This window comes from Streptomyces sp. NBC_00178, from assembly GCF_036206005.1.
Lineage (GTDB): Bacteria > Actinomycetota > Actinomycetes > Streptomycetales > Streptomycetaceae > Streptomyces.
The window spans coordinates 497,455-519,167 of record NZ_CP108143.1 but is presented as its reverse complement, the minus strand read 5'-3'; the positions used below and the strand labels follow the sequence as shown (position 1 = coordinate 519,167).

Here is a 21,713-nt window from a genome sequence, read left to right as displayed (position 1 = left end):
CGGCGGCAGCACTACCCCTCGGCCATCCGGGGCACGCACGGCGGGAGTTAGTCACACAAGCTCAGGAGTCGTTGCACACTGCACTCTTGACTCACCAACCCCTTGCGCAACAGAGTGTGCGCCGACGAACGAACGCGGAAAGCGCTCCCGAGGCGCTTGTCGACCGCCCGGCCCAAGAAGGGTTGTCATGACGTCCAAGCAGAGGACCAGACTCGCGCTCGCACTGACCACGGCGGGAGCGCTGAGCGTGGCGCTCCTCTCCCCGGCGGCCGCCGGCGCGGACACCGTACGGACCGAATGCCCCCGCAGCCTGTCCTGCGACTGGGTCCCCGCCGCCTACCAGCAGACCGGTGACCCCGCGGACAAGGACACGTACGGCAACTACGACACCGCGGACCGCCCGGACAGCAACCAGATCAAGTTCATCGTCCTGCACGACACGGAGGAGGACTTCGACACCACGTTGAAGATCTTCCAGAACCCGCTCAACCAGACCTCGGCGCACTACGTGGTGCGTTCGTCCGACGGTCACGTCACGCAGATGGTGAAGAACAAGGACGTGGCCTGGCAGGCCGGCAACTGGTATCTCAACACGCACTCCATCGGCATCGAACAGGAGGGCGTCGCGGTCGAGGGCGCCACGTGGTACACCCCCGAGATGTACCGGTCGACCGCACGTCTGGTGCGCCACCTCGCGGCCAAGTACGACATCCCGCTCGACCGGCAGCACATCATCGGACACGACGGTGTGCCGCCCACCAGTGCCGCGGGGACGAAGAACATGCACTGGGACCCGGGCCCGTACTGGGACTGGAACCGCTTCATGGCCCTGCTCGGCAGGCCCAGCGTGCCGAGTGCGCCCAGAAGCAGTGAACTCGTCACCGTAAGCCCGGACTTCGCCAAGAACCAGCAGGAGTTCCGCGACTGCGAGAAGGGCGTGGACCTGCCGCGTCAGGGAAGCAGCGCGGTGCCCCTGCACACGGAGCCGTCCGCGGACTCACCGCTCTTCTCCGACCCCGGACTGCACCCGGACGGATCGCCCGGGACGAACTGCGCCGCGGACTGGGGCAGTAAGATCAGTGCCACCCAGCAGGCCGTCGTGGCCGACCGCGCCCCCGGCTGGACGGCGATCTGGTGGTACGGGCAGAAGGCGTGGTTCAGCACCCCCGACCGCGCCCGGGTCACCGTCCCCACCTCGGGCACGGTCGTCCGGCCCAAGGCGGGCAGGGCGGAAGTGCCGGTGTACGGGGTCGCCTACCCGGAGAAATCGGAGTACCCCGCGGACTTCGTGAAGCCGACCGTCGGCACTCCGCTCGTCTACACCATCAAGGAGGGACAGGCGTTCCCCGGCGGTGGACAGGCGCCCACCGGCTACTACTACGCCCCGACGATCGACGGGTCGAAGCCGTACGACCACACCTACTTCGCCGGCTCCCAGAAGTACGTGACGGTGCAGATCGGCCATCGGATCGGCTTCGTGAAGGCCTCCGACGTCGATGTGGTGCGAGCGCACCCGTGAGCGTCGGCTGACGGCACACAAGCGCGCTGCGGGACCCGTGTGTCGGCACCGGTCCCGCAGCGCGTTCCCCCGTTCGTCAGGCCGGTCGTCCCGGCGCGGTCAGCGGGTCCCCACCGCGGCGCGCACGGCCCGCCGGGCCATCGCACAGTCGTCGTGCAGCCTGCGCAGCAGGAGCCGCTGCTCCTCGCCGGACGAGAGCGCGCCCTGCCGTGACTGGCCGCCCCCGGACGGAGCGCCCTCGCGCATGGCCCGCTGCACGGCCGTCTCGTACGTACGGATCTCGCGGGTCAGCACGATCATCAGGTTGATCAGGAAGGCGTCGCGGGCCGCGGCGCCGGACGCCTGCGCCAGCTGGCTGATCTGCCGTCGCGACGCGGGGGCGTCGCCGAGCACGGCCCAGAGCGTCGCCAGGTCGTACCCCGGGAGGTACCAGCCGGCGTGCTCCCAGTCGACGAGCACCGGGCCCGTGGGGGGAAGCAGGATGTTGGAGAGAAGCGCGTCGCCGTGGCAGAACTGGCCCATCCCCTGACGGCCGCCCGCGTGCGCGAGGCCGTGCAGCAGCTTCTGCAGGTCACCGAGGTCCCGGTCCGTGAAGAGACCCAGCTCGTGATAGCGGGCGATGCGCGAGGCGTAGTCGAGCGGGGCGTCGAACAGGCCCGCCGGCGGCCGCCACGCGTTGACCCGGCTGATCGCTCCCAGGACGGCCCGCAGGTCCGCGCGGGGCGGTGCCTCCGCAGGGTGCCTCGTCAGCGCCGCGACGCGGCCGGGCATCCGCTCGATCACCAGGGTGCAGTTCTCCGGGTCGGCGGCGATGAGGCGCGGGGCGCGGACCGGCGGGCGGTGCCTGACGAACGCGCGGTATGCCGCTATTTCGTGCCGGAACCTCTCCGTCCAGGCGGGGGAGTGGTCCAGTAAACACTTGGCCACCGCGGTCGCCCGGCCGGTGGTGCCCACGATGAGCACCGAGCGTCCGCTGCGGCGCAGCACCTGCACCGGGTTGAACTCCGGGCAGATGCGGTGCACCGAGGCGATGGCCATTCTCAACTGCGCGCCCTGGGGGCCCGACAGGTCGAGCCGTCCGCTGAGCGCGTGGGTGCCCGGTCCCGCCGCCCGCCGGGTCCGACCCGCGGCGGACGCGGGTGACGCGGCGCGGGGGTCGAGATACGGACCGCCGCCCGCTCCCGCGGGACGGAGCGGCCGGGGCGGGGCGGACACGGAGGACGATGCTGTGTACATGGGCTAGACAGATCCCTTCGTGCGCCGACAAGTCACGTGCGCCGCCCCGGCCGGCGGCCGTTCGGCACCCTGGGGAGTACCGAGGGCTGCCGGGCGGGGTGGCGCTTTCCTACCTGACACCGCGACGCGGGTGGCACAACATCTGGCGACCCCTGGCGAAGCCTGGCGAATATTCGCCCGGCATCCGCCGGGGGGCTAGGGTCAAGTCAGCCGAGAACCTGGGGGCTTGACGTGACCGGAGAACCCAACACCCGCCTATCTGACCTGTTCGGCCTGGCCGGCTGGTCCAAGGGCGAGCTCGCGAGAATGGTGAACAGGCAGGCGGCGGCCATGGGCCACCTCCAACTCGCCACCGACACCTCGCGGGTACGGCGCTGGATCGACATGGGGGAGTCCCCCCGCGATCCCGTGCCCGAAGTGCTGGCAGCCCTGTTCACCGAGCGGCTCGGCCGTGTCGTGACCATCGAGGACCTCGGGTTCGGCCGGCGCGGGCGTGTGGGAAAGCGGCAGAAAGCCGGGACGGAGAACAATCCCGACGGATTGCCGTGGGCGCCCGAACGGACGGCAGCGGTCCTCACCGAATTCACGGGAATGGACCTCATGCTCAACCGACGCGGCTTGGTGGGCGCGGGCGCCGCGCTCACCGCAGGCACAGCCCTCACCGGCGCCATGCACGACTGGCTGCACTCCGAGCCCGCCCCGGCGGCCCGGACCCGCCCCGGAGGTGACACCCTCCACGCGGACAACGCCGGTTTCGACCGGTACGAGGCCGCCCCCATCGGGTCCGAGGAGATCGAGGCTCTCGAGCGCTCGGTCGAGGTGTTCCGGGCCTGGGACGCCTCGCGGGGCGGCGGACTCCAGCGCAAGGCCGTCGTGGGCCAGCTCAATGAGGTGGGCGGCATGCTCGCCTACCGCCACCCCGACCATCTGCAGCGCCGCCTGTGGGGCGTCGCCGCCAACCTCGCGGTGCTCGCCGGCTGGATGTCCCACGACGTCGGCCTCGAGCCCACCGCACAGAAGTACTTCATCATCGCCGCCCACGCCGCGCGCGAGGGCGGGGATCGCCCACGCGCCGGAGAGGCGCTGTCGCGCGCCGCCCGGCAGATGGTCCACCTCGGCCGGCCGGACGACGCCCTCGATCTCATGAAGCTCGCCAAGTCGGGGTCCGGCGAGGAGACCCTGCCGCGCACCCGGGCCATGCTCCACACCATCGAGGCGTGGGCGCAGGCGTCGATGGGCCACGGACAGGCCATGCGGCGCACGCTGGGCGAGGCCGAGGAACTGTTCGTCTCCGACAAACGCGACGTGCCGGCGCCCAGCTGGATGCAGCTGTTCGACGAGGCGGACATGCACGGGATGCAGGCCCTGGCCTTCCGGACACTGGCGGAGCACGATCCGCGCGCAGCCGGCACGGCCCAGCGCCACGCCAAGCAGGCGCTGGAACTGCGGATAAACGGTCGCCAGCGGTCCAAGATCTTCGACTACATCTCACTCGCCTCGGCGTGCTTCATCGGCGACGACCCGGAGCAGGCCGACCGCTACGCGCGCCTTGCCCTGGTGTCGATGGGGGAGACCTCCTCGCACCGCACCTGGGACCGGCTGCGTGAGATGTACCGGCTCACCGGGCAGTTCGCGGGTTACGCCAAGATCGAGGACCTGCGCCAGGAGATCGAGCACGCTCTGCCGCCGAGCCCGGTCAAGAAGAAGACGCGAGGGCCGCAGATCTGACTCGTCGCGGGCGTCGGGCAGTGCGGGGCGTCAGCGCCCGGACCGGGGAAGCTCGCGGATACAGCGTTCCGTAGGGGCGTCACGTCACCGAGGCGTGCCGTCAGCCCGTCACGCGCGCCGCCAACACGCATGCGTCGTCCAGCCGTTCAGCCGAACCGAGCCGCTCGACGACGATCCGCACACAGTCCTGTGCCGTGCGGGCGTGGGCGAGACGTGGTGCCAGGTCCAGCAGCGTGTCCGGGCCGGCACTCCGGTCGTCCCGCCGTGTCAGTCCGTCGGTGTGCAGGACGAGCACGTCGCCCGGCAGCAGGACCACCTGGTCCTGCTCGTAGGTCACCCCGCTCGCGGCACCGAGCAGCACCCCGTCCGGCGCCGGCAGAGGACGCCCCACTCCGTTGCGGAACAGCAGCGGCGCGGGGTGCCCCGCCTGCGCCCAGGCGAGTGTGCCGGTGATCGGATCGAAGCGGCAGCACACGGCGCTGCCCAGGGCGGGCTGCGCCGAACAATCGATCAACTGGTTCAGATGTCCCATCAACGCGCCGGGGTCGACACCGGCGACGGCCATGCCGCGCAGTGCCCCGAGCAGCAGCGCCATCGACGAGGTGGCGGGCAGGCCGTGGCCCGTCAGGTCGCCGACGCTCAGGAGGGTCTTTCCGTCCGGGAGAGGCAGTGCGTCGTACCAGTCGCCGCCGATGAGGTCACTCGCGCCGGACGGGAGGTACTGGGCGGCGATGTCCAGCCCGCCCGTCCCCCGACCGGCTATCGGCAGGGAACCGCGCCACGGCGGCAGCACGGCCTCCTGGAGTTCCACCGCCATCCGGTGTTCGGCCCGCGCACGCTGTTCCCGGCGCCGCAGCGTCTCCTGTGTCCTGTCCACGGCGTGCCGGCTGCGGCGCAGCCGGCTGACATCGCGCAGGACCGCCCACATGGAAGCGGTGCAGCCGTCCGTGTCCAGCACGGGCTCACCCATCATGTGCAGGGTGCGCATGCCGCCGTCCGGCAGCAGGATGCGGAACTCGCCGTCCATCGGCCTGCCGTCCACAAGGCAGTCCGTGACCATCGAGGTCAGCAGCGGCTGGTCATCGGCGAGGAGCACGGAAGGCAGCTCGTCCAGGGAGAGGGCACCCTTGGCAGGGTCCCGGCCGAAGATCACGTACAGCTCGTCGGACCAGCTGACCTCGTCCGTCAGCAGGTTCCACTCGGCACTGCCCACCCGGCTCAGCAGCGAGCCCGCGAGGGGGCCGGTGGCGCTGTCCCCGTACGCGTCCGCGGCGGTGCCGGGATCGGTCGGGTGAGGAATTCCGTCCCGCAGCCGGCCCAGGTGCTCGCCCAGGTCGTCCAGCTGGTGGACCGCGAGTTCACAGAGCGCTCTCTGCCAGCGCGCCTGCGGATCGTCGTCGTCGATCACGGCGGTGTCCCGGCGCACGGCGTCCACGTCCCCGCGCAACAGCAGGGTCCGGTTGATGAGGGCGTCGACGGCATCCCGCTCGGGTGGCTGTGGGGCGGGGCGGTCCGCGAACAGATGGGACGGCATCTGGTACTCCGATACAGGCGGTGCGGCCGGTTCGTGGGGGTGGACCGAAGATGACTGTCGCACAGGGCGGGGGAGCCCGTAAGGGGTTTGGCAACACTCGACGGGTTGTTGCTTCTGGCATATGCCGTCGGCGGGGTGGGGCTCAGGTCCGCCGAACACCCTTGCTCCCGGCGGGTGGTTGACGCAAGTCGACCGGCGTGATGAGCCGGGTGTGCGCCCGCGTGCGCGACTCCCACGCGGCTCACCGGCATCCGATCAGGGGCGATGAGGTGTTGTGTGCCGGAAGCGGATCGTGGCGCGGGTACGCCGATCGCACTCCCGACCGAAGACGTGTTCTATGAGGTGCGCGTGTGTGCATCGATCACCTGTTCGTCGGACGGCTCCCAGGGCTGCGCGAGGAGTCGGGGCGGCCGGGAATGGGGACGCCCCCGCTCGTGTTGTGAGGGTCAGTAAAGAAAACGACACCCATTCCCACGTGGACTGGGGTCGGCACCCCGTCTGGAGGTCCCATGGCACGCAGTGAGACCAGGCCCGTCGTCCAGCTCCGGTCGACGGCCGGAACCGGCCACACCTACGTCACGCGGAAGAACCGGCGCAACGACCCGGACCGGCTGGAACTGCGCAAGTTCGACCCGTCCGCCGGGCGTCACGTCCTGTTCCGCGAGTCCCGCTGACCGACGGCACGCGCCTCCCTCTACGGCCGGTGTGGGCCCCTGGCCTGCGCCGACCGTGGCGTGGATCACATGGAGACATGCGGATTCACGGGAACGCGAGCTGGTGGTTTATCGTTCATCTATACGTGGGCGTGAATGACGGAGCCCGCCGGAACCGGCGACCCGTCCCGCGAACACTCACAAGCCGCCCCGGCTGGATTCCCCCGATCCGGCCGGGGCTCCCGCGTTTCCGGGCCCGCGGGGCGCGGAGCGTCACATCGTGTGCGTGAGGTCCGCGGCGTAGTACTCGATGGCCGGCCGGTAGCGCCGCACGCGGTCGCTGTCGCTCGTCGACGCGACCAGGCGCAGCAGAATCTGCATGGCCTCGTGGTGCTCGCCCGTGTTGAACAGGGCCATCGACAGGAAGGTCCGCAACGCGCCGTCGTCCGGGAACTCCTCCACCCCGCGCCTCAGCGTCTCGACGGCCTGCCCGAACCGCCCCAGCACGCGGTAGGTGCTGCCGAGCCCGACGAGAGCGCCCCGGCGGTCGTCGTCACCGAGCCCGTCACCCTGCAGGCACCGCTCGTAGTACGGAACCGCCTCGGCTTCGAGGCCGAGCACGTCGTGGACCCAGGCGGTCTGATAGGCGACGTCCACGCGGTCCGGGAACTCGGCCGTAAGGGCGAGCAGAAGCTCCCTCGCCTGCTCCGGATGACCCTGCTCACGCAGCCTCACGGCCTCCGCGATCCGCTCGTCCATGTCCTGTGCGCTCATGCGCTCATGGTCGCATCCGAACCGTGGGTGTGCGGAACAGGGTTGGGGGCATCAGTTCCGCCATGACAGCAGAGGCGGATCGCAGTACACGACGCAGAAGCGTGGGACGCCTTCTGCTGCGCGCAGCAGTTCTGGCTGCCGCGTTCCTGGCACTGGTGGCGTTCTCGGTGGTCCTGGCGAAGGTGACACTGACACCGTCGCCGGCGTCCGAGGACATCGTGACGTCCAACATGAAGCCGGGACGCTCCCTCCGGCAGTACGCCGAGGACTACACCTTCCTCGCGGCGTGCAAGCAGGCCGGCGGGAACATCCTGCTCGGCACGCCCTTCGGCGTGCTCCTGCCGATCCTGGTGCCCCGGCGCCTGCGGATGCTGCGGATGACGCTGCTGACCGTACTGGTCATGGCGGTCGTCGAACTCACGCAGGGTGCCCTTGTCGCCGGACGGGCGTTCGACATCGACGACGTGATCCTCAATACGACCGGCGCGCTGCTCGGCTACCTGGTGGTGGGCCGGCGTGTCAGCCACCGCTACCACGCGCTGGCCGACGAACCGGTCGTGGCCGACGAGGGCGGGGCGGAATCCCGCACGCCGGCGAAGGACGTGCGGGCCGGCGCGGGGCCCAAGCCCGGGCTCATGGACCGGTTCCGAGGCGGGAAGCGCGGCGGGGCGGAAGGCAAACCCGGGCCGGTGGGCGCGCGGACGGCGTCCGGCGTCGCGGCGAAGTCGGGGTCCCGGCCCACCGCGCGCCGGAGCGCGCCCGCGGTGCGCGGACGCGCCCTGTTGGACAAGTTGCGCGGTCGCCGGGGGAACGCGGGCGGGGGAGCGAACCTGTCTCGCCGGCGTGGGGCTTAGGGACTTCCCTCCGGATCGCGGCGAGTCGGCCATGGTCCGGAGGGAAGTCTTCGGGAGCGACCTCGTAGGGGAGGGGCGGGCCCCGCCCGGTCCTTCCCCAGGATCGGGCGGGCCCCGCCCGGTCCTTCCCCAGGATCGGGCGGGCCCCGCCCGGTCCTTCCCCAGGATCGGGCGGGCCCCGCCCGGTCCTTCCCCAGGATCGGGCGGGCCCCGCCCGATCCTGGGGAACGGCCCTAGAGCGCCGGGTAGGCGTTCTTCATGAGCTCCTGGAACTGGGCCGAGAACCACTTCCCTGAGACCGGAGCGTCGGGCAGTGCCCCCGACAGGTTGTTCCCGTTGCGGGAGTTACCCGTGTAGGTCGGATCGCACATCCGGTCGAACCCCTTGCCCTCGTTGTTCGGGATCTCCTTGCTGGAACCGTCCGACTCCCCCGGGGGCTTCATCCACACGTACGCGTCGATCCCTGCCGCCGGGGCCGCCTTCGGCCGTTCGCCGAGGCCGGCTCCGGACTGGTTGCACCAGTTCCCGAGGTGGATGCGGCGGTCGTACCGGCCGCCGTTCACGTAGGTGTCGACGCTGGTGGTGGCACCCGGCCCGGTCGGCCGGTTCGCACCGCCCCAGCCGTTGCGCGAGGTGTCGATCAGCATCCCGATGCCGGAGCCGAAGCCGACGGAGACGAGCTTGGTGCGGAACGCCTGGGCGAAGGACTGCTCGTCCGTGTAGCGGTTCCAGTCGACCCACTTCGACTGGCGTACGGACGTGCCGTTCACGGAGTCGTCGATGGTGAAGTTGGTCTCCTTGGTCGCCCCGTAGTTGGCGGTGTTGACGATGAATCCGTGCACGTCGGCGACGGTCGCGCCCTCCGAGGTGGCCGCGATCTTGAAGATGTCGGCCGAGGGGCCGAAGTTGTCGTCCCAGCCGATCCAGCCGTGGTGCCCGGCGTCGATGTAGTTGTAGACGTTGGGTGCGTCGCCGAGCTTGTTCAGCGCGTAGCCGACGCCCTTCTCGTAGTTGCCGTTCGCCTTCATGACGTCACAGGCCGGGGTGGCGGTCGGGCGGCTGCCGGTGTTGGTGACCAGGTTGGGCAGCGAGTCGATCTCCACCGTGGTGACGATGCGCAGTCCGGCGTACTTCGAGTCCGCCAGGATCGCCGCGATGGGGTCGATGTACTCGGACTTGTAGCGGCCGATCTCCGTGGGGCCCAGCTCGCCGTTGGACGCGAGCGCCGCGCAGTCCCGCCCGGGCAGGTTGTAGATGACGAGCTGTACGACGAGCTCCCCGGACCCCTTCTGGGTCAGGGCCGCGTCGAGGTGGTCGCGCAGGCCCATCCCGCCGTTGACGCCCTCGATCGCCGCGATGCGGTCGAGCCAGACACCGGTCGGCTGGCCGGCCACCCGGCTGCCCCCCGGCTCGGCCGCCGCCCGCGCCGACCACTCCGGGTTCACGTAGACCTTGGCGCCCGCGTACGGGTTGTCGACCCGGCTGCCCGCGGGCGGGTCGGTGGGCGGATCCGTGGGGTCGGTCGGATCCGTCGTACCGCCGTTGCAGGTCACGCCGTTCAGCTTGAAAGCGGCCGGCACGGTGCTGTTCCCATTGCCTGTCGCGTTGAAGCCGAAGGAGGCGGAGCCGCCGGTGGCGAGCGTGCCGTTGTAGGAGAGGCTCTTCGCGGTGACGGCGGCCCCGGTCTGCGCGATCGTGGCGTTCCAGCCCTGGCTGACACTCTCGCTGCCGGCGAAGGACCACTCCAGTTGCCAACTGGTAACCGCGGCACCGTTGTTCGTGACGCTCACGGCGGCGGTGAGGCCGCCGTTCCACTGGTTCTGGATCTTGTAGTCGACCGTGCAGCCGGCCGCGGCGGCGGCCGTGGCTCCGAAGGGGACCGCCGCGGCGGCGGAGCCTGCGGCTGCGGCGACCAGGGTTCCCGCGGCTATGAGCGCCATTCTGGACCGGCGCAGGTTGGTGCGGCTCGTGCGGCTCATACGAGTTCCGTTTCCTCAGCTGTCGAGGGCGCGCGCATGTCCGCGCGGCCCGATTCCGTACGGGTGGGGTGACCGTCGTAGGTGCTGATCCGGGAAGGGTGCGGAGAGTCCCGAGTGCTCCGGCTCCGTGCGGTGAAGTCGTGGCGAAGGAGGGCCGCCGGCCCGGTGCGTTCGCGGTCGGGTGCCGGGTGGTCTCGCATCGAACCGACGGTGGTGTGCGAGGCGGAGCCGGACGCCGGCCGCGGCGGGTGAAGGGTTCCCTGCGGCCGGATCGGGGAGGGCTTGGGACGTGTGCGAGCACCGGACTGCGATGCGGGTGCGTTCTTTGTGTCGACTCAGGGCTGGGGCAACTGCGGCGCGATGATGTGCAGTTGGGAGACTCACCCTGACGCGCCGCGTTTCTGGGGTCGGCCCTCGGGGGTGCGGTGGTGCAGGGGCCGCGGGGGCGCGGACGTGTGAATGGCGTGACGAGTCGGTACTCCTCTCGGTCGGGGGAACCAGGCGGCCCTGATGCGTCCGGGGGACGCCCGCCCTCGGTGAACGGTCGTCGCGGGAAGCCCGTCGGTGTGCAACGGGTGGACTCCCGGATCCGGTGCGGGACGTGCGGTCGAACCTGCCGTCCGCCGACGCGCGGTGCCGTACTCCACCGTGGGTGGGGGACGGCACCCGGAAGCGGCGCGGCCGGGGGCGTGACGCTGTGCCGGTCGTGGCGTGCGCTTGCTGCGAAACATGGTCCGAACAGGTGCGGGAAGTGCCGTGGGCGTCGCATGGGCGACTCCTTGCGGAACGGCTGTGCCCCCTACGGCACGTCCGTCCGTGGAACCGCTCCCACCGGTGTGGCTTGACCGTAGAGCGTCAAGTCGTGTCGGTCAACACAGCAGTTCCGATCCGGTGCTGTCGAAGTATTTGGACTCAACGCGCATCTTGACTCCCTTTGCCCTCGTCTCCATTCTGGGAGCGCTCCCATTGGTTCAAGGCTTGTGCTCGACCCCGCAGCCCTCAAGCCACCGAGCCGCGAGGAGGTACCGCGCATGCCATCGGGACGCGCCCAGCGCCTGGTCACCGAGAACACCCGGAAGGGGCGGAGCCGATGGCGGACGGGGCGGTGACCGCGCCGGCACGGTGGGGCCCGACACCCCCCGCCCGTACAGGAATTGACGTAGTCGTGACCGTTCGGCGGAGTGAAAACGCCGGACCGGGTCAGATGTAAGGAATGACGTCCACTGACGTAAGGACAGACAGCACAGGCGACCCCGGCCAGGGCAGTACGCCCCGGCGCCGCGCACGGACGCGGGGCTGCCTGCCGTTCGCCGGGGTGGTCGCAGCGGCGCTGGTCCTGCTGCTCCTGGGCAGCAAGCTCAGCCTGCTGCCCGGTTTCGGCGACCTCTTCGGCGAGAAGACCAACGACCGGTCGGGCCCGGCGGTGCTCAAGTCCATCCAGGACATGAGCGCGTACGAGGCTGCCTCCGGCAACTTCCAGGTGGTCGTCGACCTGGAGAAGGACGCCAAGTACCTTCCCGACGCCATCCGCGGCACGCGCACCCTGTACGTCGGGGCGGGCACCGTCGGAGCCTCCGTGAACCTCGGCGAGGTCGGCGAGAACGGCGTGACGGTCAACGAGGAACGCACCACGGCCGAGCTCCGGCTGCCGCACGCGGTCCTGGGCAAGCCCGCACTGGATCCGGACCGTTCCTATGCGGTGTCCAAGCAGCGCGGCATCCTCGACCGGCTGGGCGACTTCTTCTCCGACAACCCGGGCAGCGAGCAGGCGGTCAACAAGCTCGCGGCCAAGCACATCGGGGAGGCGGCCAAGGAGAGCGGCCTGACGAAACGGGCGGAGAAGAACACCACGTCGATGCTCCAGGGGCTGCTCGGCTCGCTCGGGTTCGAGAAGGTCACCGTCACCTACGCCGACTGACCCGCCCGACCCCTCTTGTTCCGGCCGGGAGGCCCTGCGGCACACTCACCGGAACGCCCGGCCGTACCGTCGGCCGGCAGAGCCGGGGAGTGATGACCATGAGTGCCGAGACCGCCGAACGCTTCAGGGCCGCCGTCGAGAAGCACGACCCGGCGGCCCTGGAGGAGTTGTTCACCGAGGACGTCCGCCTCTTCAGCCCGGTGAAGTTCACCCCGTTCGAGGGGCGGCCGATGGTGCTCGGCCTCTTCGGGGTGCTCCTGCGCACCTTCGAGGACTTCCGGTACATCGGGCACTTCGAGGGCGAGGCACTCACCAGCGCCGGGGAGTCCGAGGAGCCGTCGGAGATCCTGCTGTTCAGGGCCACGGTGAACGGCAAGGCGATCCACGGCATCGACCTGCTCCAGTTCGCCGACGACGGCCGGATCAAGGAGTTCACGGTGATGGTCCGCCCGATGTCCGCCGTGCAGGCCCTGGGCGAAGCCGTCCTGAAGGGGCTCGCCGCCGACGGTCTCGTGCCGGACCCGGCCGCGGGCTGAGACCGGTGCGCCCGGCCCGGGAGGTGCCGGGCCGGGCGCCGCCGCACCCCGCGCCCTTCCGCACGGGCCCGCTGGCCCGGTTTGCCGTAACGGCAAGTTGCCTTGTCCCGGACGCGCCGCCCGCCGAATGATGGGCGGGCCGACGCACCCGTGGAAACGAGGAGAACCATGCCGCAGCCCGCCCCCGCCGCAGAGCCCTCCAGCGCCGTCCCCGGGGCGGTGCACCGGCTGGTGGACGTCCCCGGCGGCCGGATCCACCTCCTGGAACAGGGGAGCGGCCCACTCGTCCTCATGGTCCACGGCTTCCCCGAGACGTCGTACTCCTGGCGCCACCAGCTTCCGGCCGTCGCCGCGGCGGGGTTCCGTGCGGTCGCCGTCGACGTGCGCGGCTACGGGCGCTCGTCGGCCCCCGACTCCGTGGACGCCTACCGTATGACGGCCCACGTCGCCGACAACGTCGGCGTCGTGCACGCACTCGGCGAGGAGACGGCGACGGTGGTGGGCCACGACTGGGGCTCGCCCATCGCCGCGAACAGCGCACTGCTCCGCCCCGACATGTTCACCGCGGCGGCCATGCTCAGCGTGCCCTACGCACCCTGGAACCCGCTCAGGCCCACCGACGGCTTCGCGCGAATCGGCGGCGACGAGGAGTTCTACGTCGGCTACTTCCAGGAACCGGGCCGCGCCGAGGCGGAGATCGACCCCGACGTACGCGGATGGCTCGCCGGCTTCTACACCTCCCTGTCCGCCGACACGATGCCGCCGCCCGGCACCCCGAGCCCCTTCTTCGTGCCCGCCGGAGCGCGGATGCGCGACCGGTTCACCGGCGGCGCCCTGCCCGCCTGGCTGAGCGAGGAGGACCTGGACGTGTACAGCGCGGACTTCGGCAGGACCGGGCTGACCGGCGCGCTCAACCGCTACCGCAACGTGGACCGGGACTGGGAGGACCTTTCGGTCTGGGCGGGAGCCCGCCTCACCGCTCCGGCGCTCTTCATCGGCGGGAGCCTCGACTCCTCGACGGCCTGGATGGCCGACGCCATCGCCGCCCATCCCACCACGCTTCCCGGCCTGGTCTCCTCGCACATCCTCGAAGGAGCCGGGCACTGGATCCAGCAGGAGCGCGCCGCGGAGGTCAACGCGCTCCTGACGACGTGGCTGCGCTCGGTGCATGCCTGAGCCGTCCCCCGGGCCGTGTGGCCCGCCACCCCGGCCGGCCGCGTGTCGCACGTCCGGAGCCGCCCACGGACCGGTCATGGTGGCTGGATGAACAGTGCAGGGCTTCTCGCCGATGCGTTCGAACGCATCCACGAAACGGTGCACGCCGTCGTCGAGGGACTTCCACCTGATGACCTCAACGCCAGGCTCGACAAGGACGCGAACTCGATCGCGTGGCTCGTCTGGCACCTCACACGGGTGCAGGACGACCACATCGCCGACGCGGCGGGGACGGAGCAGCTCTGGTTCCAGGACTGGGGCCCCCGCTTCGATCTGCCCCTGGAAAGGGGGTCGACCGGATACGGCCACACCAGTGCCCAGGTCGCCTCGGTGCGGGTGACGTCGGCCGGTCTCCTGCTCGGATACTTCGACGCCGTGCACGGGCGGACCATGGAATTCGTGCGGGGTCTGGACGGCCATGCCCTGGACCGGGTCGTGGACGACGCGTGGTCGCCGCCCGTCACCCTCGGCGTGCGCCTGGTCAGCGTCATCTCCGACGACCTGCAGCACGCCGGACAGGCGGCTTTCGTCCGGGGTTCGCTCCAGCGCCGTTAGTGCCGCATCGGGCAACGTCCGCCCTGTTGTGATGCGACGCGCCACCCCGGTCACGGTGCAAGGTGGCGCGTGACCGTCACCCTGTCGAGGTGGCGGAACGAGACGCGTACGCGAGATCGACGACGATGAGGGGCAGCGACTCCTGCGGATCAACCGCACCCGCCGACGGTGCGGTTCGCGATCGTCTGCGACAGCTTCCCACCCCACCTGATCACGAAGCGGTGCCAACGCGTCTGAACCCGGGCCGCGGAGAACAACGCCGGGGTCGGCGCGGGCGTACTCTTGATCACCATCCTGAGGGGGGCTACGTGGCAGCGAAGGGGATACGGAGGGCCGGCCGAGCCGGTGGCGCACTGATGCTGGTGTCTGCGGCCGTCCTCCTGACAGGTTGCGGCGACGGCCGCGGCGATCCGCCCCCGAGGCCGAAGGCGGGGCCCGTGATCCGCACCTGTGTGACCTCGGCGGGCGGTCTGCGGGCCGACCTGAACGGTGACGGTACGGCCGACGAGGTCTCGCCCGCCTCCGCTCCCCGCGCCGGTACCGACTCCGGGCTCCGCATCACCTTCGGCGCGACTCACGGACCCGACACCTCGGTGACCCCCGAGCAACTGGTCGGCGACCGGGGTGACCACCCGGTGACCGTGTCGGCGGCGGTGGCGGACTTCGACCGGGACGGCTGGCTGGACCTGTTCATCGCCGCCACCGGGAAGACATGGGGCGACGACCCGATAGATCCAGCCGTCTCCGAACTGCGCCTCGGCCCGTTCTCGGCCCGCGGACGTGGACAGAGCGACCATCACGTCGACCTGAGCGAACCGCGCGCCGCAGGCGTCACCGACTACAACCACGACCGGTACCCGGATCTCGCCGCCTACGTGTACGACGGGGACGGGCAGTATTCCGTGAGGGCCCGCCTCGGTGGTCCGAAGGGCCTCGAAGGCAAGCAGACCGCCTCCGACCTGCCGTACACGAGCGGGGCCCAGCAAGCCGACGTCCCCACCCCCGGCTCCATGCCGGCCCCCAGCCTGCGGACGTTCCACCCGTCGTGCGAGGACGAAGACAAAGGCTGACGGCGACGCGTGCGGCCCCGCACCCGGCCGACGATCTCTCCATCGAACCCGGGGGAGATGGAAGCACTGTCCTTGATCGACCGGCGGCGACCACCTGGTTCCCATCGCCCGGCGAACAGGGCAAGCGTTGCTTGATGCGGCACTAGAGCGCGGCCGCCCCCGTGCGCGCGTAGTGTCCCGGACTGGTGCCCACCACCCGCTTGAAGTGCCGGGAGAAGTGCGACTGGTCGTAGAACCCGGCCGCGGCCGCCACGTCCGGTGCGCGCATGCCCCCGAGCAGCAGCCGCCGGGACAGGTCCACACGGCGGCCCGTCAGGTACTGATGCGGCGCCATGCCGAACTCGCGGCTGAACGTCCGTACCAGATGGGCGTGATGACAGTGCAGGCGCTCGGCCGCCTCGCGGAGGGTGAGTCCCTCCACGAAGTGCTGGTCGAGCAGGTCACGCAGCTCGTGGGCGACCCTGCGGTCGGACTTGCGGGGGCGTACGCCGAGTTCGTCGCGCAGATGTGCGGCGAGGCGTTCGCGGACGAGGGCGAGCCTGCTCTGCGCCTCCAGTTCGTCGCCGGGCCGTTCGAGCGTCCGGTGCAGCTGGTGCACCCGGTGCCGCAGCGGCGGATCGTCCAGCACCGGCCGGTCCACCGCCCTGCCGACGAGGTCCGCGTCGATCTGCCCGGTGTCCAGGTACAGGACGCGCTTGCGGAATCCCGCGGGCGTCACCGCGCCCCCGTTGTGCGGAACGTGCGGCGGCAGCAGGGTCACGACCGAGCTGGGCGCCCCGTGCTCATGGCGGTCGAGGTCGTAGCGGACCACGCCCTCGTCGACGATCAGAAGCGTCCAGGCGTCGTGCGTGTGCATGGGGTAGGAGTGGTCCGCGAAGTGGGCGTGGAAGACCTCGTCGATACCCTCGACCCGCGGACGCCACGCGGTGATGTCCGGACGCGCACCCATGGGTGCAGCTTACAGAGGGCCACCGGCCGCCCATGACGCAAACTTCGTACAAGACCCGCACCGCGCGGCCGGGAAGCCTGTCCGTATGACCGATGACAACGCACCCGTCCGCTTCGACACCAAGATCGCGGTGCTGCTCCGCGACGACCTGGAGACCTGGCAGCGCCTGAACGTCACCGCTTTCCTGGTGAGCGGTCTGGGCACGCACGTTCCCGAGGTGATCGGCGAACCGTACGCCGACGCGGACGACACCCCGTACCTGCCCATGTTCCGCCAGCCCGTCCTCGTGTTCGCCGGGTCCAAGGAACTGCTCACGAGCGCGCACACGAGGGCGGTGAGCCGCGGCGCCACTCTCGCGGTGTTCACCTCCGACCTGTTCTCGACCGGCCACGACCGGGCGAACAGGGCGGCCGTCCGGGCCCTTCCGCGGGACGGGCTGGATCTGGTGGGGCTGGCCGTGTACGGGCCGCGGAACACCGTCGACAAGATCCTCAAGGGTGCGTCCATGCATCCCTGACCTGCGTCGCCGCGTCACCGGCCGGATACGCAGGGGTACACCCGTGCGGGTGACGGTTCCCGGTGCCATACTCGAAAGCAGTCCGCTAGACAGGCTTGTCACCGTCCCGAAAGGCGACGCGTCATGAACTGGGCATCGTGGACCACCCTCGGTGTCTTCGCGGGAACCGGCGGAGTGCGCACCGAAGAGGTAGGTGTCGTGAGCGGTGATCTGACCGTACACACGACTTGGACCGAAGGGCAGGCAGAGGTCGCCGTGCAGTTCAGCGGGGCCTCGGACTGGTTCACACTGGCCGGGAGCCCGGTGCCGTGTCCTTCCGAGGAAGCCAGCCGGTCATTCCACCAGAGCGTCGTCGAGGCGGTACGCGCCGGCGGCGGAGCCACGGTTCCGGTTCCGCACACCGTCGAGATGACGTCCGTCGGCACCGCCGGTCAGCCGCCCGCGAAGCCGAGCACGTAACGTCGCTGCCAGGGGGTCTCCACCGCCTTGGGATGATAGGCCCGGCGCACGAAGGCGACCGCGTCGGCGGCAGGCACCCCGTCCAGCACGGCGAGGCAGGCGAGCGCCGTGCCCGTCCTTCCCCGCCCGCCCCAGCAGGCGAACTCCACCCGCTCCGCCGCGGCCCGTGCCCGCGCCTCCTCGAAGGCGGCGCGGGCCGCGCTCTTGTCGGCGGGGAGGCGGAAATCCGGCCAGCGCACCCAGCGCGACTCCCAGGCGACAGGAGGCGGCGGTCCCCCGAGGAGGAGTACGGAGAAGGACGGTTCAGGCCCCTGCGGCAAGGGGCGCCTCAGACCGCGTCCACGGACCAGCCGGCCCGAGGGAAGCGTCATCACCCCTGCGGCTGCGGGGTCCCAGGTCTGCTCCACCACTCAGTCCCTCCGGCCGGTATCAGTGCCTGAAGGGTATCCAGCCGCCCCAGGCCCTGGCCGCGCCTTCGTCGTCGGCGGACATCGGCGGACATCACGGGCCCGGGGAAAACGTCGTTCGGACGGAGGCGCGGCTTTCACGGGGCGTGCCGCGCGAGGACCAGGTCCAAGGGGATGTCGGCGCTGACGGTCACCGCGGAGGGATCGAGGTCGGCCGGGGACGGCATGACGCTTCCCGGCAGTTGCACGGCAGCGGCCCCATGCGCGACAGCGGCGGCGAGTGCCGCTCTCCCGGCGCCGCCGGCCGCGAGGAAACCCGCGAGTGACGCGTCTCCCGCCCCGACATCGCTGCGTACGGCAGGCACCCGGGCGGCGGCGAAGAACGCTCCTGACGGTTCCACCAGCAGCTGGCCCGCGCCGCCGAGGCTCGCGAGCACGGACCTGGCCCCGCGCCCGCACAACTCCCGCGCCGCCTCCAGTGCGTCACCGACCGTCGGGAGGGGACGGCCCACGGCCTCGGCGAGCTCCTCCGCGTTGGGCTTCACCACGTCGGGCAGTCCGCCCAGGGCTGCCGAGAGCGCCGCGCCCGAGGTGTCGAGGGCGACCCGCACGCCCGCACGGTGGCTGCGGGCGACCAGTTCGGCGTACCAGCTGGGCGGAAGTCCGCGGGGCAGGCTCCCGCAGCAGGCGATCCAGTCCGCGTCGGCCGACCGGACCCGGACGGTTTCGAGCAGGCGCTCGGCCTCGGCCGGTGTGATCTCGGGCCCCGGGGCGTTGACCTTGGTGAGGGTGCCGTCCGGCTCGACAAGGGTGATGTTGACCCGGGTGCTGCCGGAGATCTCCACGCCGGCTGCCTCGACGCCGTGGCCGCCGAGGAGCCGGGCGAGCAGCGCTCCCTCGGGTCCGCCGAGCGGCGCGACGGCGACGGTGCGGTGTCCGGCCGCCGCGACCGCCCGCGAGACGTTGACCCCCTTGCCGCCGGGATCGACGCGGTCGAAGGCCGCGCGCAGGACGGCGCCGCGTTCGAGGACGGGCAGCTCGTAGGTGCGGTCCAGACTCGGATTGGGGGTGACGGTCACGATCATGCGCCCCATACTGCCGTTCCCCGGCTCTCGGTCGCCCGGGTGCGCGCTCGGCGTGCGGGCCTCCGCCTCGGTGCCGGTCGCGCGCTGTCTCGTCCGGTGCGACGCATCCCCGCAGGACGGCACCATCTCGCCGCTACGAGCACGACGAACTCGACCCCGGTGCGGCGGGAGTCGGCAAGGACGACGGCCGCGACCCGGGGCCCGCACCGGTGCCGGAAGCACTCAGTCGGCGCGGTGTCCCGCCGTTCCGTGGCTCAGCGGGCGGGCGAGCAGCGGGACCCCCAGGACCTGGTGACCTCCGCTGGCTTGCATGCGCACTTCGCCGCGCTCGCTGATCTCGGCCCGTACGATGCCCGTCTCGTCGGCGTACACCGGGTAGCCACCCGCGCCGGATCGCGCCGTCAGGTGGACGACGACCACGTCGTCCGTGGCGCCCGTCGCCTGGAAGATGAGTTCGTAACTCTCCGGATACTCCATGTCGACCTCCGCCCGGGCTCGTGCGGCAGCCGCCGGCCCGTCACACCCATTGTTTCTCACCCCGGAGCGCGACGCTTGGGGAAGAACGGTCGTGTGACCCTCGGTGATTGCGGATGCGGAAAGGGTGAACGGGGGCGACCATCGTCTGCAAGGGATCGGACGCGTGCTGTCGGCTTCGCACGGCCGCCCGTGACGCCAGGCGCAACCGCCGGCGCGATCGGTTTTCGTCGGCGCGGGGCCCACGGGCTCCCGGCCGCCCCGTGGAGAGGAACTGCCGTGCTGATGGCCAATCCCGCAACGCTGCGAAATCTCGTCAAGCGCTACGAGACGGCGCGAAGCGCCCATGCACGGCTGGGGACTTCTCAGAGCAGCCGCACACTCGAGGACGTCTCCTACACCCTCTGCGTCACCACCGGCACGAGGACCGTCACCGACGCCCTCGCGGTCGCCGCCGCGCAACTGCGCACGTTGACCTCGACGGGCGCACTGGGCACTGCGGCGGCGCCGTCCGAGGTGCAGCTGACCGCCTGAGACGCTGCGCGGACCGAGCGGTGACGCCCGGCCCGCAGAGGCACGGCGCTCGCCGACCGCCCCGTGATGACGCCGGTCCCCGGGACCGGCGTCATCACGCGTCCGGGGGGCCGCGAACGGCCCCATGGGAGCGGCCACGGCGAATGGGCGGACAGGGCCGTCGATCGGGTGACACCCCCCGGCGGGGCAACATGACTGTTCGCCGCGGCGGCTAGGCATGCGGGTATGAGATTCGAGACCCGCCGCACCAAGACCGTTTCCTCGCGTACGCGCCGGCTCCGCGTCGTCGGCGTCCTGTGCGTCGCCCTTGCCGCCACTCTCGTGACCGGCTGCGGGCAGGAGAGCGGTGACAAGACCGCCGCCGAGACCTCCGAGGCCGCCAAGGTCCTTCCGAAGCAGACGACGAGCCCTTCCGGCAGTGTCAGCCCCTCCGGGACGGCGCAGCTGACCCAGGACCAGACCGAGCGCAAGGACCTGCTCTCCACCGTCAAGGTCCCCTTCGACAAGGCCGCCACGACGGCCGTCGGCGAGGTGTCCGGTGGCAAGCTGGCCGACCTCGACATCGAGGGCCTCGACGACGATGACGACTCCAGCGCCAGCCCGAGCCCCGAGGGCAGTGGCAGTGCCAGCCCCAGCGGCAGCCCGAGCGGTTCCGGCAGCCCGAGCCCGAGCGGCAGCTCCACCGGCAACCCGAAGTGGGTCGCCGAGGTCGCCGAGAAGGACGGCACCGCTCACATCGTGACCATCGACGCGGTGACCGGAAAGGTCCTCGACTCCGCGCCGGACGCGGACCAGAGCGATTCCGACAAGCAGGAGCTGGCGGGCCGTCTCGCCCAGGCGAAGCAGACGCCCCAGCAGGCGGCCAAGATCGCCACGGACAAGCAGAAGGGTACGGTCACCTCCGTCTCGCTCGACGAGAACGACAGCCAGGCCGTCGTCTGGCAGGTGGACGTGGTCACCAAGGACTGGAACAAGACCACCTTCGACGTGGACGCCGCCACGGGCACGATCACGTCCGAGCAGGTCGACGACGACTGATCACCCCACCCCCGAACCCGTCCGACGGTGACGGACCGCCCCGCGGTCCGTCACCGTCGTGCGTCGCGTCCGGGCGCTCGGTGCCGGGGTGTGAGTGCCGGGCCCCGGACGCATCCGCCGGGTCGCCGCTGGAGGGCCCCTGTCCCGTCAGTGCTCGGCCGCGCCCTCGCACGGCTCCGTCAGATCGCGGTCGAAGCGCAAGCCGGGCTTTCCCATCAGGGTGATCGTCCCGGCCTCCGCGAACCCCGCACGCGCGAGCACCGTCCTCGAACCGGCGTTGTCGACGGTCGTGCGGGCCGTGAGCGCGACCAGGCCGTACCTGGATCGGGCCAGCCTGCAGACCTCGCGCACCGCGGCGGTGGCCAGGCCACGTCCGGTGGCCCGTTCGGCCATGCGGTAACCGAGCTCGGCCGAGCCTTCGGCGACGTCGACGAGATTGACACGGCCCAGCACGGCCCCGTCGTCGTCCGCCAGGATGTGGAAGTGGCACGTCCCCGCCGCTTGTTCGGCCAGCAACCCGGCGTGACGCGAGGCGAATCCGCTGAAGTAGTCGTCGCCCCTGTCGGGAACCGAAGCGGCGAAGTACGCGCGGTTCTCCCGCTCGAAGGCGAGCAGCGCCGGAGCGTGATCGGGGCGAAGGCGTTGGAGGACGGTCATCGGGCGACGATATACACCGGGC

General features: G+C 71.1%; 22 protein-coding genes. 13 read left to right on the top strand and 9 right to left on the bottom strand.

Translation table 11 applies throughout. The annotated features are described in order from the left end of the window. Positions 1–187 precede the first annotated feature (187 nt). A complete protein-coding gene (locus OHT61_RS02130; RefSeq protein ID WP_329034515.1) occupies positions 188–1,519 on the top strand; it encodes an N-acetylmuramoyl-L-alanine amidase in 1,332 nt (443 codons plus the stop codon). Positions 1,520–1,618: 99 nt separating this feature from the next. Here the strand turns inward: OHT61_RS02130 and OHT61_RS02125 are convergent, their stop codons facing one another. After that, positions 1,619–2,755: an aminoglycoside phosphotransferase family protein gene (locus OHT61_RS02125; RefSeq protein WP_329034513.1), complete on the bottom strand. Its 1,137-nt coding sequence runs from the start codon at positions 2,753–2,755 to the stop codon at positions 1,619–1,621. Between the two features lie 231 nt (positions 2,756–2,986). Here OHT61_RS02125 and OHT61_RS02120 point away from each other — a divergent pair, with 231 nt between their 5' ends. Further along, entirely contained in the window at positions 2,987–4,483 is a 1,497-nt protein-coding gene (locus OHT61_RS02120; protein ID WP_329034512.1) for a DNA-binding protein NsdB, read from the top strand. Positions 4,484–4,583: 100 nt separating this feature from the next. Here OHT61_RS02120 and OHT61_RS02115 read toward each other — a convergent pair whose 3' ends face one another. Beyond that, positions 4,584–6,017 carry a PP2C family protein-serine/threonine phosphatase gene (locus OHT61_RS02115; protein WP_329034511.1) on the bottom strand — a complete coding sequence of 478 codons (1,434 nt, stop codon included), beginning with the start codon at positions 6,015–6,017 and terminating at the stop codon, positions 4,584–4,586. Positions 6,018–6,526: 509 nt separating this feature from the next. On the opposite strand from OHT61_RS02115, the gene rpmG reads away from it, so the two are divergent. After that, on the top strand, positions 6,527–6,691 hold the full coding sequence (gene rpmG / locus OHT61_RS02110; protein WP_329034510.1) for a 50S ribosomal protein L33: 165 nt from the start codon (positions 6,527–6,529) through the stop codon (positions 6,689–6,691). Between the two features lie 252 nt (positions 6,692–6,943). On the opposite strand, the gene OHT61_RS02105 is transcribed toward rpmG, so the two are convergent. Next, positions 6,944–7,444 carry a tetratricopeptide repeat protein gene (locus tag OHT61_RS02105; protein WP_329034508.1) on the bottom strand — a complete coding sequence of 167 codons (501 nt, stop codon included), beginning with the start codon at positions 7,442–7,444 and terminating at the stop codon, positions 6,944–6,946. Positions 7,445–7,506: 62 nt separating this feature from the next. Here OHT61_RS02105 and OHT61_RS02100 point away from each other — a divergent pair, with 62 nt between their 5' ends. Continuing rightward, on the top strand, positions 7,507–8,298 hold the full coding sequence (locus OHT61_RS02100) for a VanZ family protein (RefSeq protein ID WP_329034506.1): 792 nt from the start codon (positions 7,507–7,509) through the stop codon (positions 8,296–8,298). Positions 8,299–8,531: 233 nt separating this feature from the next. Here the strand turns inward: OHT61_RS02100 and OHT61_RS02095 are convergent, their stop codons facing one another. Further along, positions 8,532–10,277, bottom strand: coding sequence for a glycoside hydrolase family 6 protein (locus OHT61_RS02095; protein ID WP_329034504.1), 1,746 nt, complete (start codon positions 10,275–10,277; stop codon positions 8,532–8,534). Between the two features lie 1,213 nt (positions 10,278–11,490). Here OHT61_RS02095 and OHT61_RS02090 point away from each other — a divergent pair. The 5 genes from OHT61_RS02090 (at position 11,491) to OHT61_RS02065 (ending at position 15,571) form a co-directional block, all read left to right on the top strand. Continuing rightward, entirely contained in the window at positions 11,491–12,195 is a 705-nt protein-coding gene (locus tag OHT61_RS02090; protein WP_329034502.1) for a DUF4230 domain-containing protein, read from the top strand. Positions 12,196–12,293: 98 nt separating this feature from the next. Then, entirely contained in the window at positions 12,294–12,731 is a 438-nt protein-coding gene (locus tag OHT61_RS02085; protein ID WP_443049346.1) for a nuclear transport factor 2 family protein, read from the top strand. Between the two features lie 168 nt (positions 12,732–12,899). Then, complete coding sequence (locus OHT61_RS02080) at positions 12,900–13,907, top strand: alpha/beta fold hydrolase (protein ID WP_329034498.1); 1,008 nt, start codon at positions 12,900–12,902, stop codon at positions 13,905–13,907. A gap of 87 nt (positions 13,908–13,994) precedes the next feature. After that, positions 13,995–14,501 (top strand): mycothiol transferase, encoded by a 507-nt coding sequence (locus tag OHT61_RS02075; protein WP_329034496.1) that lies wholly within the window; start codon positions 13,995–13,997, stop codon positions 14,499–14,501. A 437-nt stretch (positions 14,502–14,938) separates the two neighbouring features. Further along, on the top strand, positions 14,939–15,571 hold the full coding sequence (locus OHT61_RS02065) for an FG-GAP repeat domain-containing protein (RefSeq protein WP_329034493.1): 633 nt from the start codon (positions 14,939–14,941) through the stop codon (positions 15,569–15,571). A 142-nt stretch (positions 15,572–15,713) separates the two neighbouring features. Here OHT61_RS02065 and OHT61_RS02060 read toward each other — a convergent pair whose 3' ends face one another. Continuing rightward, positions 15,714–16,520, bottom strand: coding sequence for a helix-turn-helix transcriptional regulator (locus OHT61_RS02060; RefSeq protein WP_329034491.1), 807 nt, complete (start codon positions 16,518–16,520; stop codon positions 15,714–15,716). 85 nt (positions 16,521–16,605) lie between these two features. Between OHT61_RS02060 and OHT61_RS02055 the strand changes: the two genes are divergently transcribed. Further along, complete coding sequence (locus tag OHT61_RS02055) at positions 16,606–17,037, top strand: DUF2000 domain-containing protein (RefSeq protein WP_329034489.1); 432 nt, start codon at positions 16,606–16,608, stop codon at positions 17,035–17,037. 123 nt (positions 17,038–17,160) lie between these two features. After that, on the top strand, positions 17,161–17,496 hold the full coding sequence (locus OHT61_RS02050; protein ID WP_329034487.1) for a hypothetical protein: 336 nt from the start codon (positions 17,161–17,163) through the stop codon (positions 17,494–17,496). Here OHT61_RS02050 and OHT61_RS02045 read toward each other — a convergent pair. From OHT61_RS02045 to OHT61_RS02035, 3 genes are all read right to left on the bottom strand, one after another. Beyond that, positions 17,469–17,903 carry a protein-tyrosine phosphatase family protein gene (locus OHT61_RS02045; protein ID WP_329034486.1) on the bottom strand — a complete coding sequence of 145 codons (435 nt, stop codon included), beginning with the start codon at positions 17,901–17,903 and terminating at the stop codon, positions 17,469–17,471. The genes OHT61_RS02050 and OHT61_RS02045 overlap by 28 nt on opposite strands. A 137-nt stretch (positions 17,904–18,040) precedes the next feature. After that, positions 18,041–18,988 (bottom strand): 1-phosphofructokinase, encoded by a 948-nt coding sequence (gene pfkB / locus OHT61_RS02040; RefSeq protein WP_329034484.1) that lies wholly within the window; start codon positions 18,986–18,988, stop codon positions 18,041–18,043. Positions 18,989–19,210: 222 nt separating this feature from the next. After that, positions 19,211–19,465: a DUF6296 family protein gene (locus tag OHT61_RS02035; RefSeq protein WP_329034482.1), complete on the bottom strand. Its 255-nt coding sequence runs from the start codon at positions 19,463–19,465 to the stop codon at positions 19,211–19,213. A 276-nt stretch (positions 19,466–19,741) separates the two neighbouring features. Between OHT61_RS02035 and OHT61_RS02030 the strand changes: the two genes are divergently transcribed. After that, positions 19,742–19,996, top strand: a complete 255-nt coding sequence (locus tag OHT61_RS02030; protein WP_329034480.1) for a DUF5133 domain-containing protein — start codon at positions 19,742–19,744, stop codon at positions 19,994–19,996. A 225-nt stretch (positions 19,997–20,221) separates the two neighbouring features. Next, positions 20,222–21,034: a PepSY domain-containing protein gene (locus OHT61_RS02025; RefSeq protein ID WP_329034478.1), complete on the top strand. Its 813-nt coding sequence runs from the start codon at positions 20,222–20,224 to the stop codon at positions 21,032–21,034. 147 nt (positions 21,035–21,181) lie between these two features. Here OHT61_RS02025 and OHT61_RS02020 read toward each other — a convergent pair whose 3' ends face one another. Then, positions 21,182–21,691: a GNAT family N-acetyltransferase gene (locus OHT61_RS02020; protein WP_329034476.1), complete on the bottom strand. Its 510-nt coding sequence runs from the start codon at positions 21,689–21,691 to the stop codon at positions 21,182–21,184. Positions 21,692–21,713: the final 22 nt, after the last annotated feature.